Source organism: Actinoplanes sp. NPDC051470 (assembly GCF_040682035.1).
Classification (GTDB): Bacteria; Actinomycetota; Actinomycetes; order Mycobacteriales; family Micromonosporaceae; genus Actinoplanes.
In genome coordinates this window covers 36,011-50,190 of the sequence record NZ_JBFBAA010000041.1, presented here as the reverse complement: position 1 = coordinate 50,190, position 14,180 = coordinate 36,011, and the positions used below count along the sequence as shown (strand labels likewise).

The following is a 14,180-nucleotide window of genomic DNA, read 5'->3' as shown; positions in this document are numbered from 1 at the left end:
GGGTGTGGACGAGCTGCGGGGGAACCGGCACGCGTGGGAGATCGCCTCGGAGAAGTACGTGCGGGAGTACTCCTCGCTCTCCGGCCTTGCCGAGGGCACCTATCCGCTCTTCCCGGCCGAGCTTGCCCTGCTCGGACCATTGCTGGCAACGGCGCCGCACGTGGTCCATCTGCAGAGTGGCTGGGCCCTCGACGACGTCGCCCTGGTGCGGGCCGGCGCCGCCTCGGTGGTCGGCGTCGACTTCAGCGTGGTGGCCGCCGCCACCGGCCGGCGGCGGGCGTGTGAGCTCGGCCTGCCCTGCCACTACGTGACCGGCGCGCTGCCCGGCGCCCCGCTGCGGGCCGGCTGCGCCGACCTGGTCTACACCGGCAAGGGCGGTCTGATCTGGATGCCCGACATCGACGCCTGGGCCCGGGACATCGCCCGGCTGCTCCGCCCCGGCGGCCACTTCTTCATCTTCGACGGCCACCCCGCCTCCGCCCTGTGGTCGTGGGACACCGATGTCGCCCGCATCCGGCCCGACCGGTCGTACTTCGCCCGCGGCTACGTCAACGACAGCTTCCCGGCCAACGGCGCCGTCGAATACCAGTGGACCCTGGGCCGGCTGGTGACCGCGGTGGTGAACGCCGGCCTCGCGATCGAGCACCTCAGCGAACACCCCGAGCCGTTCTGGAAGATGGGCGACGTCGAGGCGGCGGCCTTCGACGGCCGGCTCCCCAACACCTACGCCCTGCTCGCCCGCAAGGGCTGAACGAGGAAGCTTGGCGCGGCGTGGTCGCCGGATCGACCAGCGTGAGGGTCTCGCCGGGCACGGGGGTCCAGGCGCCGTCGATGAACGCGTTGCCCGTTCGGGCACGCGGGTAGCGGCGGGGTTACAGTCGGCCATGGCCCGTCTCCTTGATCGCCTCGCCACCCGGCTGCTGAAGCTGCCGCCCGCGACCACCGGCTACACGGTCACCAAGGATTTACGGGTGCCGATGCGCGACGGCGTGACGCTGGCCGCCGATCTGTTCCGGCCGGTCGCCGAGGCGGCGGGGACGATTCTGATCCGTGGCCCGTACGGGCGGGGGATGTTCGCGGCGGGCGCCGCCGGCGTCTATGCCGCCCGAGGTTACGCGGTGCTCTACGTGTCGTCGCGCGGGACGTTCGGGTCGGGTGGCGTGTTCGACCCGATGGCCACGGAGGCCGACGACGGGCAGGACGTCGTGCGCTGGATGGTGGCGCAGCCCTGGTTCACCGGGCGGTTCGCCACGCTCGGGATCTCGTACCTGGGATTCACCCAGTGGGCGCTGATGGCCGACCCGCCGCCGCAGCTGGCCGCCGCGATCGTCGCCGTCGGCCCGCACGACTTCGCCCGGCACATGTGGGGGACCGGCGCGCTGAACCTGGACTTCCTCGGCTGGGCCGACCTGGTCGCGCACCAGGAGGACCCGGGTGTGCTGCGCCGCGTGTACCGGCAGGCCACCGCGGCCAAGCGGCTCGGACCGGTGCTGGCGGGGCTGCCGGTGGCCGACGCGGGGGAGCGGTACCTGGCCGGGCGGGCGCCCTGGTACCGGGACCGGGTGACCCGCCCGGACCTGGCCGACCCGTTCTGGGCGCCGATGCGGCAGGCGGCCGCCCTGGAGCGGGCCGACGTGCCGATCCTGATCGCGGCGGGCTGGCAGGACCTGTTCCTGGAGCAGTCGATCGAGCAGTACACCCGGCTGCGTGACCGCGGGGTCGACGTGGCGCTGACCGTCGGGCCGTGGAGTCACACCCAGGTGGCCGGCCAGGGCGCCGGCCTGATCACCCGCGAGACCCTCGACTGGCTGGGCGAACACCTCGCCGGGCACGGCCGGCGGCGGCGCCGGACGCCGGTCCGGGTGTTCGTCACCGGGGCGGGCGAGTGGCGCGACCTGCCGTCGTGGCCGCCGGCCGAAAGAGAACGAACGTTCTTTCTGAATGTGAACGGCGAGCTGACCGCGGAGCGCGCCGGCGAGGCCGCCACGGCCGCCTTCACCTTCGATCCGGCCCGGCCGACCCCGGTCAGCGGTGGCCCGGTGCTGTCCGGCGGCGGCGTGGTCGACGACAGCGCGCTGGCCGGCCGGGACGACGTGCTCGCGTTCACCAGCGCCCCGCTGACCGAGCCGCTGACCGTCCTCGGCGCCCCGGTGCTGACCCTGGCGCACAGCTCGGACAACCCGCACGTCGACGTCTTCGCCCGGCTGTCCGACGTGGGCGCGCGTGCCCGGTCGCGCAACGTCACCGAGGGCTACCTGCGGCTCGACCCGGAGCGTGGCGACGGGCCGGTCACGCTGAGGCTGCGGAACGTCGCGCACCGTTTCGCCGCGGGGAGCCGGGTGCGCCTGCTGATCTCGGGCGGCGCCCACCCGCAGTACGCCCGGAACCTCGGCACCGGGGAGAACCCGAGCACCGGGTCGGCCATGAGGCCGGCCACGCACGCCATCGCGCTGCGTACCTCGAGCATCGTCTTGCCGCAGGTCGAGCCCGAGGGTTGAAGGCTGAATTGATGGTTTCCAAAACGGCTGAACGTTTCGCGGACGTGACACGTACAGAAAGACGCCAATGTCACCGAGGACTGGAGTCGCGATGGCCGGGACGGGAATCGATACGTCGATCCTGCACAAGGGTGCGCACAGCGCGTCCTACTTCGACCTCGCCCGGAACGCGGGTGACGGTGTGGAGATCGTCGATTTCTGCATTCCCTGCAACCCGTACTTCCCGACCCCGGAGATGTTCGACGAGCTCTCCCGCGACCTCAAGAACATCCTGAAGTACTACCCGAGCGACTCGGCGAACATCACCAAGAAGCTCGCCAGCGTGCTCAACCTGCACCCGCAGACGGTGGCCATGGCCAACGGCTCGACCGAGCTGATCACCTGGATCGACCACCTGCTCATCAAGGAGAGCGTGGCGATCCCGATCCCCACCTTCGGGCGGTGGACCGACCAGCCGCTGGAGACCGGCAAGCGGGTCGACATGTACCCGCTGCAGGAACGGGACGGCTTCCGGCTCAACCTGGACGACTACGTGCGCTTCATCCGCGAGCGGGGCACCCGGGTGGCCGTGGTCTGCAACGTGAACAACCCGGACGGCGGCTACCTCCCGCGGCGCGAGGTGATCCGGTTCATGGACATGCTCGGCGACCTCGACCTGGTCGTCATCGACGAGTCGTTCATCGACTTCTCCGACGAGGAGCAGTACCCGTCGGTCGGCCCGGACGCGGTGATCCGCCCCAACACGGTCGTCCTGAAGAGCCTGGGCAAGAACTTCGGCCTGCACGGCATCCGGTTCGGCTACCTGCTGGCCAACCCGGCCATCGCCGGGAAGATCGCCAGGACGCTGCCCAAGTGGAACCTGAACTCGCTGGCCGAGAAGGTCGTCTACATGATTCAGGAGCACGACGGCGAGTACGAGGAGAGCCTCGCCCTGCTGAGCCGGGACCGCCGGTCGATGGCCGGCGAGCTGTCCCGGATCCCCGGCCTGACCGTCTTCCCCTCGCAGGGCAACTTCATCCTGGTCAAGCTGCCCACCGAGTGGTCCGGTGTGGCGCTGCGCGACTTCCTGGTCGCCAACCACGGCGTCTACACCCGCGAGTGCGGCAACAAGCTGGGCATGACCAGCCAGTTCATGCGGATGGTGGTGCGGCCGGCCCGGGACGTGGACCGGCTGATCGACGGGATGATCGATTACGGCAGCCAGTTCCGCCGCCCGCCGTCGTACGAGGCCGACCCGCTGGACACCCGCCGCGGCTGGGAGCCGCCGCAGCCGGAGGCCCGGCCGGACAACCTGATCCAGTACCCGTCCCGGGGCCGTTCCGAGTACTCGGCCCGCCGGGCCGCCATGTAGCCCCTGTGGATAACCGTCCCGGAACGTCACACCCGTGCGCTACATTTCCGCCCACCCAGTGCCGGGGTGGGGGAGGTGGCGGCACGCGCGCGGGAGGCAAATTGATCTTGCGGCTAGAGCGTGGCGGGGACGCCCAGCCAGCTCCGGATGTCGCTGAGGCTGCCGGGGCCCTGGTCGGCGGCGACCGAGCCGGCCAGGTCGGCGACCGTGACCGCGCGCAGGGCCTGGCGCCAGGCCTGGTCGGCGGAGAGCATCGCGCGGTTGATGGCGCACGGCGTCAGGCACTCGGAGGCGCTGATGGCGATCGGGCCGCGCTGGCGGATCTCGGTGCAGACGAAGGCCGGCAAGGCGCCGTCGACCGCCTCGACCACGTCCAGCACGGTGATCTCGGCCGAGGAGCGGGTGAGGATGTACCCGCCGGAGTGGCCCTGCACCGACTCGATCAGGCCGGCCCGGGACAGCGCCTGCATCTGCTTGGCCAGATAGCTGGCGGACACGTCGTGCAGCTCGGCCAGGCGGGCGGCGGGGACGGGGCGGTCGGCCGCGGTCAGCACCACGCAGCTGTGCAGGGCCCATTCGACGCCACCGGACATCTTCACGCCGACACGCTACTTTCCCGGACAATATTGTCCGAATTGGATGGTCAGGATCATTTCACGCCGCGAAAAACTCGGATCGGCATGAACAACGGGTTGACCGGTCCGTTGTGGAGTCCGACGCACGCTTTCCGCTGCGGCGCCGGTGCTCCAGCCGGTGGCCGTGCCGGGGCCGTAAGCAGGCGCCGCGACCCCCCTCCGACGGCGCCGGCCCTGGGGAATCGGTGCCCCTCCACCCACCCCGCGGTGGAGGGGCACCTCCCGAGAACACGACCGGAGCGGTCAGGCGGCCTCCAGTCCGGTCCGCAGAGCCCGGAGGGCGTAGTGGGTGCGCGACTTGACCGTCCCGACCGGGACGCCCAGGCGTTCGGCCACCTCGTCGATCGAACGGCCACGCAGGTAGACCTGGGACAGGATGTCGCGGTGGGCCGGCGTCAGGCGGTCGAAGGCGTACCGCATGGACGCGCCGGCCAGCGCCGAGCCGGTGGTGTCGTCGCGGGCGGCGATCCAGTTCAGGTCGACGGCCCCGACCTCGGCCGGGCGGTTGTGCCGCATGCGCACGACGTCGATGACCAGGCGCCGGGCCACCGTGAAGAGCCAGCGGCGGATGCCCTCGGAGTCGTCGGGCAGCGAGTCGATGTGCCGCCAGGCCCGCAGCATCGTCTCCTGGAGCAGGTCCTCGGCGGTCTGCCGTTCCCCCTTGGTGAGGCCGAGCAGGAAGCGGGACACGTCGCGTGAGTGTTCGGCGTGCAGGGCGACCATGCGGGCCTCCCGGTCCTCCCCGCGCAGAGATGGTGTTTCCAGAGGTGGTGCGAGCATCCGTAACCCCCGTCGGGCGAACTAGGGCGAGATGAGGTCACGGACCGGGTCCGGTCCGTCTGCCCGAGAACGCTAGAAGGCGGGGGTGTCATCGCACTGACACTCGAGTGCGGAATGAGTGCCGTCGCGGCGTGCGGGAAACAAGTCACGGTCCGTCACGAAAGCGGACGACGGCGGGCCGGCCACCGGCGGGCAGCGTGCGGCGCCGCCGTCGCCCGCAACGGGAGCGGCGCTGTCCCTGACCCCCCAGCGGCAACACGCCGGCTCCATCCGTTAAGAACGGTGCTGACCAGGCGTTGTTCATTTGGCCAGGCGAAGTGATCTGGATCACAGTTGTCACCGTGAACACAGGCTGCCGGTATGCGTCCTTAGTGACGCAAGGCGGCCACCTCTCCCCGTGCGGTGGTCGCCTTGCCCGAACCGGTCCGGGAGACCCGGAGCGGGTTCTGCTCAGGCCGAGGGACGCAGCCGCCGACGCAGGGCGTGAGCGGTCGCCGCCTGCGCGTACGAGATCAGCCTCAACGCCTCGTCCCAGGCCCGCCCCGCCTCGGAGGCATCGCCGGCCGCCGTGAGCGCGTCACCGAGCGCGGTCAGCGCCTCGGCGGTCTGCGGCCTGGCCGACGCCTCCCGGAAGCACACGGCGGCGGCCCGCCACGCCGCCACCGCGGCCTCGTGATCGCCCGCGGCGGTGTGCACCTTCCCGATCACGTCCCAGCACTCCCCGGCCCCGAGCTGGTCGTCCAGCTCCTGGAAGACACCGAGCGCCCACCGGGCCAGCCGCGCCGCCTCGTCCCGATGCCCCAGCGCCGCGTGGTTGGCCGCCTGCTCGACGGCGGCGTCGGCCAGCTGCTTGCGGTCGCCGGTGGCGGTGGCCTGGGCGATCGGCTTGGCCAGGGCGGCCAGCGCCTCGTCGTGCCGGCCCTGCTGGCGCAGCACCATCGCGATGTTGAACTCGACCCGGCTCAGCTCGGCCCCGAGCCCCAGCGCGACGAACAGCGACCGGCTGCGTTCCAGGTGGAGCACGGCCGCGTCGAAGTCGCGCTGGAAGTAGTACGCGCCGGCCAGGCTGCGGTGGGTGCGCGCCTGGCCGGGCCGGTCACCGCCGCGCTCGGCCGCCTCGAGCGCCACGAGCGCGGTGGCCGCCCAGTCCAGCGACCGGCCGCTGCGCTCGAAGTAGTGCTGGATGCCGACGGCGAGCTGCCACGCGGCGGCGTGCCGGCCGGTCCGCGCGGCGAACTGCACGAGGTCGATCAGGACCTGCCCCTCCGCCTCCAGCCAGGACATCGCCGCCACCCGGCCGGGGAAGGCCAGGGGAGTCACGTCCGGGCCGGTGTCGGGTACGCCGTGCTGCTCGGCGCGGGTGGACAGAAGCTCATGGGCGACGGCCGCCGTGGACCGGTAGAAGCGCAGGCAGCGGTCTTCGGCGGCGCTCCGCTCGGCGGCCCCGGCCTCGTCCAGCAGCTCGGTGGCGTACGCGTGGAGCAGGTCGTGGGTCTGATAGCGGCCCGGCCGGTGCTCGGCGATCAGGTGGGCCCGGTTCAGCTCCCCGACCAGCCGGCGTCCGGCCCGGGCGGGCACCCCGGCCAGCGCCGCCGCCCCGGCGATCGACACGTCCTTGCCGGGGTGCGCGGGCAGCAGCCGGAACAGCCGCTGGGTCTCCGGGTTCAGCGCCCGGTACGACCACGAGAACACCGCGCGCAGATCGGTGTTCGGGTCGTCACCGGAGAACCCGTCGAGGCTGCCCCGGGCCAGCCGGAGCTCCTCGGCGATCCGTTCCAACGGGGTGTCCGGCCGGCTCGCCGCGCGGGCACACACCACCGCGCAGGCCAGCGGCAGCCGCCCGCAGCTCTCGATGATCTCGTCGACCATGTCGCCGGCCGCGTTCACCCGGGCCGGGCCGAGCCGCCGGATGAACCCCTCGCGCGCCTCCTCGAGGGTGGGCAGCGCGACCGGCATCGGGTGGGCGCCGGCGCCCGCCATCAGGCCGGTCAGCCGGCTGCGGCTGGTCACGATGACCAGGCAGCCCGGGCTGCCGGGGAGCAGGTGGCGGACCTGTTCGGTGTCGCGGCAGTTGTCCAGCACGATGAGCAGCCGGCGGCCGGCCACGGTGCTGCGGAACAGGCCGGCCTGGGCGTGCAGCTCGGCCGGGATGGTGTCCTGGGGCACGCCCAGCGAGCCGAGCAGGCCGCGGAGCGCCTCGGCCGTACTCATCGCGGGTCCTTGCCCGTCGAAGCCGCGCAGTTCGACGTAGAGCTGACCGTCCGGATAACGCGGGGCGAGCGCGTGTGCGATGTGCACGGCCAGGGTGGTCTTGCCGACGCCCGGCATGCCGTCCAGCGCCAGCACCCCGGCGCCGTCCGGCCCGGGCGCCCCGGCGACGCGGTAGGCCTCGGCCAGGGCGCCGACGCGGCCGGCGAAGAACGGCAGGTCCGGCGGGAGTTGCGCGGGTGCGGGCAGGGCCGCGGCCGATGTCGGGGCGGGGGTACGCCCGGCGGTCCGGCGAACCACCCGGTCGTACGCGTCGCGCATCTCCTCGCCCGGGTCGATGCCCAGCTCGTCGGCCATCCGGCGGCGTACCGCGTGGTAGAGGTCGACCGCCTCGGCCTGCCGCCCGTCCGCGGCCAGCGCGACCAGCAACCGGCTCTGCAGCGCCTCGTCGAGCGGATGCCGCCCGGCCGCGTCCCGGAGCGGCACCAGCACCGCCGCCGCGCGCCCGCTTCGTTCCGCCGCGTCGGCCGCCTCCCGCACGGCCACGGCGTGCTCGGCCTCGATCGCGGTGAAGGCCGGATGGGTACGGCTGACCGGCTCGAGCCCGGCCGCGACCCGCCCGCGCCACAGCCCGAGGCCGGCCAGCAGCAGGTCGAGCGCGGCGCCGGGGTCGTCGGTGGACCGCGCCTGGGCGACCAGGCCCCGGAACCGGAGCAGGTCGAGCGACTCCGGGGCGACGTGCAGCTGGTAGCCGGACATCTGCCGGATCAGGTAGCGCCCGGTCTCGCGGGTGGGCAGCCCCGGCTCGAGCAGCCGGCGCAGCGCCCCGATCTGCCGATGCACCACGTTGGACGCCGACGCGGGCGCCGACTCCTCCCAGAGCAGGTCGATCAGCTCGGTCATGGTGACCAGGGAGCCGGCCCGCGCGAGCAACAGCGCGAGCACGAGGCGTTGCTGCCGAGCCCCGAGCGCAAGCTCATGGTGACCCTGAGTGACGCGAAGGGATCCGAGCAGGTGAAATGTCACCGGCTGAAGATCACTGGGCTGCACGTGGGTCACGGTAGCCGTTCGGCTGCAACGCCAACCATCGGCATGTCGTTGGGCGCTGTCGTATTTGTGTCATGGCGCTACCGTCCACTCCCGACCGGGCGCGGACGCATCCGTCGATCACCCAGCCGGTCAGCCCCGATCTGACTCAGTGTGATCGGGCGAGCGGTCTGTCGCCATGCCGACTCGGCTCCCGGGCAAACGTGAAAACGGCGGCGCCCACCAGGGCAACCACTCCGCAGAGGCCCAGCGTCACGACCCGTCCCCAGTGCTCGATGGCCAGCCCGGCGAGCACGCCGGCGAGCAGCGAACCGGCCGCGGTGGCGTTCGCGAACAGCGTGGTGGCCCGGCCGGCGGCCGGCCGCATCAGTTCCTGGAACCAGCGGATCCCGGCCGCGCTGACCACGGCGATCGCGACAGCCCGGGCGACCTGGCCCACCAGCAGGCCGGTCATGCTCCGGGCGAGCAGGGTGATCGCGTAGTACGCGGCCATCGCCACCATCCCGCCGCCGATCAGCAGCCGCTGGTTCACCCGCTCGGGCAGCACGGCCAGGCCCAGGGCGGCGACGATCTCGATCGCCGCGCACGCGCTGAACAACAGGCCGACCGCGCTGCCGGGCCGGTGCAGGTCGGTCGTGACGTAGAGCGGCAACACCAGCGACCCGGCGAACATCGCCAGGAAGAACAGCGTCACGCCCGCCACCGCCATGATCGGCGTCTTCGGCGGCGTCGCCGGCGCGGCCTCGTCCGGGCCCGCCGCCCGGCCGGTCGCGGGCGCGGGGACGAGAGCCGTCGCGACGGCCGCCAGGATCAGGGTCAGCGCGGCCGCGACGAGCAGCCCGGTGAAGCCGGCCCGCGGGAGCAGGGCGGCCCCGGCGAGCGGGCCCAGCGCCCAGGCCAGCGACCATGTCGAGCGCAGCAGAGGGGTCGACCGCGGACCGCCCAGCACGACCCGGGAGAGGGCGAAGAGCTGCGGGAACATCGCCTGCCCGGCGGCGAGCAGGGTGCCGCCGACCAGGATCAGCAGCGGCGCCGACCTGGTGGTGGTGAGCAGCAGGAAGCCCAGCGCGCCGAGCACCGCCGTGGCGATCGCGTAGCTCTTGGCCGGCCGGCGGTCGAAGCGGCGACCGGCGAGCGTGCCGATCACGATCCCGCCCGCGGCGGGCGCCGAGGTGAACAGTCCGATCTCCACCGGACTCAGCCCGGCGGGCCCGGCCGCGAAGAGCACCAGGTACGCCCCGGTCATCGAGTCCGCGATCCCGAGCAGCACCACCGCACCGGCCAGCGCGGTGAACGTTCCCTTGTTACCGGCTATCAGCCTCATACTGGAAACACTGGCATCGCGCCGGGACGCCCGCAACCGGTAAGGAGCGATACGGTGGAAACATGGTGAGCAGGACGCCCCCGCGCGCGTTGCCGGTCGTCGGCGGCAACCTGGCCCTCGACTTCGCCAACACGGTCGACAACCCGTGGGGGCCGACCCGGCACGACCACCTCGGCGACTACGACGACCTGCTGGCCTGGTCGGAGCGGGCCGGCACGCTGGCCACCGGGTCGCCACGGCCGCGGCGACCCGGCGAGGTGCTGGGCCGGGCCCACGAGCTGCGCGACGTCCTCAACGACGTGTTCGGGGCGGCCGCCGATCGGACCGGCGACGTGGCGGAGCGGTGGCCGGTCCTGCGGCCCTTCGTCGTCCAGGCCATGGCGGCCGCGGCCCTCGACGACGAGATGCGCTGGTCGTGGTCGATCCGGGACGACCCGGCGGCCATGCTGCACCCGGTCGCCGTCGCCGCGGCCGAGCTGCTGACCGGCACCGACCTGCGCCTGGTCAAGCGGTGCTCGGGCTGCCCGTGGTTGTTCGTCGACCGGTCCCGCAACCACAGCCGCCGCTGGTGCGACATGGCCGACTGCGGCACGGTCGAGAAGATGCAGCGGTACGTCAGCCGCCGGCGGGAGCGGTCGTGAACTCGATGAACGTGTCCGGCGGGCGGTTCTCCGGGCGCGGGCCGTCCTCGACCTTCCACTCGTTCCCGGCCACCTCGGTCGCGACGCCGGCCCAGAACGACTCGACGCCGGGGTTGTAGCGCTGGAAGCCGATCCGCCAGCGGCCCGGGAACAGCGCGATGGTCCGCAGCGCCGCCTCCCGGCCGACTCCGGTCCGGCGCAGCGCCCGGACCACGAAGAACGCGCCGATCGTGGTGCCGCCGCCGGCGATCGGCAGGGTCATCACGAAGCCGCCCAGCCGGCCGGCGGCGGTGATCAGCCAGGCCCGGTGGCCGGGGTCGGCCTCGGCCAGGAAGCGGTCGACCATCCGGTCGTTGAAGGTGCCGTCCTCGTTCGGCAGCATTCCGTACGATTCGGACAGGTCGTAGCGGAACAGCTGACCCAGGTTGTGCAGGACGGCGCGATGCCGCCGGTCGGCCGGGCGCAACGCCACGGGCCGGGTCAGGGGGCGCGGGGGAGTCGGGGCGGTCCAGGGCATTACTTGATCTTCGCAGACCCGCCGTAGGCGCACCTGAAGCGGATCGTCAGGCCGGTCGGGCCAGGTTCAGCTGGTCAACGACGAGAACCCGGACCGCTGACGACGCCGCTGCGGGACGTGGCCGCGACGTTCGAGCTGGAGGACACGAAGGTGGTCAAGAACGGGGTGATCGACCCTGAGCGCGGGGGACCGGGATGGCGGTCCCCCGTCCCCCGCGGGTGACCACGCGGGAGCCGGCCGCGTGGTCGAATGCTCGGGTGTGGCGCCTCCTTCTCGGTCGGCGGATCGGGATGAAGGCGAATTGGTGAGGCTCGCCCTGGTCACGCTCATGGGAGCGCTCCCATATGCCGGTCAGCCTATCGAATGACGCCTCCCGGGCCAAGGCCAGGGGCACATGGCGCGAGTCGCGGCGCGAGTCGCGGCGCGAGCCGGGGTGTTGCCGTGGGAACGCTCCCATGGAAGAGTGTCGATATCGCGATCGGGGAGCCGGACCGGCGCAAGTCCTCCGTCCAGCACGACCCGTTGCGAGGAGTCCACCACCATGCAACCTGTCCTCAAACGATGGCGCGCGGCCCTGGTCGCCGGCGTCCTCCTGACCTCCGGGGCGGTGAGCGCGCCCGCGTACGCCGCCACCGCCTGCGAGGTCGGCTACACCACCAGCGACTGGAGCACCGGCTTCACCGCCACCGTCACCATCCACAACCTCGGCGACCCGCTCAGCTCCTGGAACCTGGGCTGGACCTTCCCGGACAGCGGTCAACGGGTCACCCAGGGCTGGTCCGCGGCCGTCACGCAGACCGGCAGCCAGGTGTCCGCGGTCAACGCCGGCTGGAACGGCTCGGTGCCGGCCGGCGGCTCGGTCAGCTTCGGCTTCAACGGCTCGCACACCGGCCGCAACCCGGCGCCGACCAGCTTCACGCTCAACGGCACCACTTGCGCCGGCGACGTTCCCGCGGCGGCGCTGGTCGCCACCCCGTCGTCGGTCAGCGTGCCCGAGGCCGGGAGCAGCGCGTTCACCCTCAAGCTGACGGCGGCGCCCGAGGCCGGCGTACCCGTCTCGTTGGTCAGGTCGGGCGACGCCGACGTCTCCGTCTCGCCGACGAGCGCGACCCTCACCGCCTCGAACTGGAACACCGGCGTCCCGGTGACCGTCTCGGCGGCGGCCGACGCCGACACCACCGGCGGCAGCGCGACGATCACGGCGAGCGCCACCGGCTATCCGTCCCTGGCCGTGCCGGTCACCGAGATCGACGACGACGTCCCGTCCAGCGACAACGCCTACACCGCGCGGTTCCTGGAGCAGTACCGGAAGATCAAGAACTCCGGCTACTTCAGCCCGCAGGGCGTGCCCTACCACTCGATCGAGACGCTGATCGTGGAGGCGCCCGACCACGGCCACGAGACCACGTCCGAGGCGTTCAGCTTCTGGCTCTGGCTCGAGGCGCAGTACGGCCGGGTCACGCAGGACTGGTCGCCGTTCAACCGGGCCTGGACGGCGATGGAGCAGTACATCATCCCCAGTCACGCCGACCAGCCCACCGCCGGCGTCAACGGCACCCCGCAGTACGCCGCCGAGTACAACCGGCCCGACCAGTACCCGTCCCAGCTGCAACCCAGCGTCCCGGTCGGGCAGGACCCGCTGCGGTCGGAGCTCCAGTCGGCCTACGGCACCGGCGACATCTACGGCATGCACTGGCTGCTCGACGTCGACAACACGTACGGCTTCGGCCGCTGCGGCGACGGGACCACGAAACCGGCGTACATCAACACCTTCCAGCGGGGCCCGCAGGAGTCGGTGTGGGAAACCGTGCCGCAGCCGTCCTGCGACACGTTCAAGCACGGCGGCCCGAACGGCTTCCTGGACATCTCGATCAAGGACAGCGGGACCCCGGCCAAGCAGTGGAAGTACACCAACGCGCCGGACGCCGACGCCCGCGCCGTGCAGGCCGCCTACTGGGCGCTGACCTGGGCCAAGGAGCAGGGCAAGCTGACCGACGTGTCGTCCACCATCACCAAGGCCGGCAAGATGGGCGACTACCTGCGCTACGCCATGTTCGACAAGTACTTCAAGAAGATCGGCAACTGCGTCGGCGCCTCCGCCTGCCCGGCCGGCACCGGCAAGGACTCGGCGCACTACCTGCTCTCCTGGTACTACGCGTGGGGCGGGGCGACCGACCCGGCCGCCGGCTGGTCGTGGCGGATCGGCTCGAGCCACGCCCACTTCGGCTACCAGAACCCGTTCGCGGCCTGGGCGCTGACGAATACGCCGGAGCTGTCGGCGGGCATGAAGTCGAGCACCGCGTCGGCCGACTGGACCAAGTCGATGGCCCGCCAGCTCGAGTTCTACACCTGGCTCCAGTCGTCCGAGGGCGGCATCGCCGGCGGCGCCACGAACAGCTGGGACGGCGCGTACGCCCAGCCGCCGTCCGGGACGCCGAGCTTCTACGGCATGCCGTACGTGGAGAACCCGGTCTACGCCGACCCGGGCAGCAACACCTGGTTCGGCATGCAGGTGTGGTCGATGCAGCGGATCGCCGAGCTGTACCACCAGACCGGCAACGCCCAGGCCAAGGCGCTGCTGGACAAGTGGGTGCCGTGGGCGCTCGCCAACACCACCATCGGGACGGGCGCCACCTTCTCGATCCCGTCCACGCTGGCCTGGTCGGGCGCGCCGGCCACGTGGAACCCGTCCAGCCCCGCCGCCAACAGTGGCCTGCACGTCACGGTCACCGAGCGGGGCAACGACGTCGGTGTCGCGGCGGCGTACGCCCGTACCCTGATGTGGTATGCCGCCAAGTCGGGCAACAGCGCGGCCAAGACCGGCGCGAAAGGCCTGATCGACGCGCTGAACGCGAACGCGGACAGCAAGGGCGTGTCGGTGACCGAGACGCGGGCCGACTTCAACCGCTTCGACGACACCTACAACGCGTCCACCGGCCAGGGCCTCTACCTGCCGCCGGGCTGGTCGGGCACGATGCCCAACGGTGACGCCATCCGTCCCGGCTCCACCTTCCTGGGCATCCGCTCCTTCTACCGCAACGACCCGGACTGGGCCAAGGTCCAGACCTACCTGAACGGCGGCGCCGCGCCGACGTTCAACTACCACCGGTTCTGGGCGCAGGCCGACGTGGCCATGGCCTACGCCGACTACGGACGGCTCTTCCCGAACGGCTGAGCCG

General features: G+C 72.2%; 10 protein-coding genes. 5 read left to right on the top strand and 5 right to left on the bottom strand.

The annotated features are described in order from the left end of the window. The first annotated feature begins 4 nt into the window (after positions 1-4). The 3 genes from AB0M54_RS42610 (at position 5) to AB0M54_RS42600 (ending at position 3,849) form a co-directional block, all read left to right on the top strand. The gene (locus AB0M54_RS42610; RefSeq protein ID WP_364321714.1) at positions 5-751 is read left to right on the top strand and encodes a class I SAM-dependent methyltransferase; all 747 of its coding nucleotides are present in this window, start codon (positions 5-7) and stop codon (positions 749-751) included. Positions 752-884: 133 nt separating this feature from the next. Then, on the top strand, positions 885-2,498 hold the full coding sequence (locus AB0M54_RS42605) for a CocE/NonD family hydrolase (protein ID WP_364478115.1): 1,614 nt from the start codon (positions 885-887) through the stop codon (positions 2,496-2,498). 91 nt (positions 2,499-2,589) lie between these two features. Beyond that, on the top strand, positions 2,590-3,849 hold the full coding sequence (locus AB0M54_RS42600; protein ID WP_364321708.1) for a histidinol-phosphate transaminase: 1,260 nt from the start codon (positions 2,590-2,592) through the stop codon (positions 3,847-3,849). Positions 3,850-3,962: 113 nt separating this feature from the next. Here the strand turns inward: AB0M54_RS42600 and AB0M54_RS42595 are convergent, their stop codons facing one another. From AB0M54_RS42595 to AB0M54_RS42580, 4 genes are all read right to left on the bottom strand, one after another. Further along, entirely contained in the window at positions 3,963-4,442 is a 480-nt protein-coding gene (locus AB0M54_RS42595) for an Rrf2 family transcriptional regulator (protein WP_364322114.1), read from the bottom strand. 285 nt (positions 4,443-4,727) lie between these two features. Next, positions 4,728-5,264: a sigma-70 family RNA polymerase sigma factor gene (locus AB0M54_RS42590; protein ID WP_364321705.1), complete on the bottom strand. Its 537-nt coding sequence runs from the start codon at positions 5,262-5,264 to the stop codon at positions 4,728-4,730. Between the two features lie 450 nt (positions 5,265-5,714). After that, complete coding sequence (locus tag AB0M54_RS42585; RefSeq protein WP_364478112.1) at positions 5,715-8,417, bottom strand: BTAD domain-containing putative transcriptional regulator; 2,703 nt, start codon at positions 8,415-8,417, stop codon at positions 5,715-5,717. Positions 8,418-8,667: 250 nt separating this feature from the next. Next, positions 8,668-9,843, bottom strand: a complete 1,176-nt coding sequence (locus tag AB0M54_RS42580; protein ID WP_364478109.1) for an MFS transporter — start codon at positions 9,841-9,843, stop codon at positions 8,668-8,670. A 62-nt stretch (positions 9,844-9,905) separates the two neighbouring features. On the opposite strand from AB0M54_RS42580, the gene AB0M54_RS42575 reads away from it, so the two are divergent. Further along, on the top strand, positions 9,906-10,484 hold the full coding sequence (locus AB0M54_RS42575) for an ABATE domain-containing protein (protein WP_364478106.1): 579 nt from the start codon (positions 9,906-9,908) through the stop codon (positions 10,482-10,484). Here the strand turns inward: AB0M54_RS42575 and AB0M54_RS42570 are convergent. Further along, positions 10,459-11,001, bottom strand: a complete 543-nt coding sequence (locus tag AB0M54_RS42570; RefSeq protein ID WP_364478103.1) for a hypothetical protein — start codon at positions 10,999-11,001, stop codon at positions 10,459-10,461. The two genes, AB0M54_RS42575 and AB0M54_RS42570, sit on opposite strands and share 26 nt — an antisense overlap. A gap of 541 nt (positions 11,002-11,542) precedes the next feature. Between AB0M54_RS42570 and AB0M54_RS42565 the strand changes: the two genes are divergently transcribed. Beyond that, positions 11,543-14,176 carry a glycoside hydrolase family 48 protein gene (locus AB0M54_RS42565; protein WP_364478100.1) on the top strand — a complete coding sequence of 878 codons (2,634 nt, stop codon included), beginning with the start codon at positions 11,543-11,545 and terminating at the stop codon, positions 14,174-14,176. Positions 14,177-14,180: the final 4 nt, after the last annotated feature.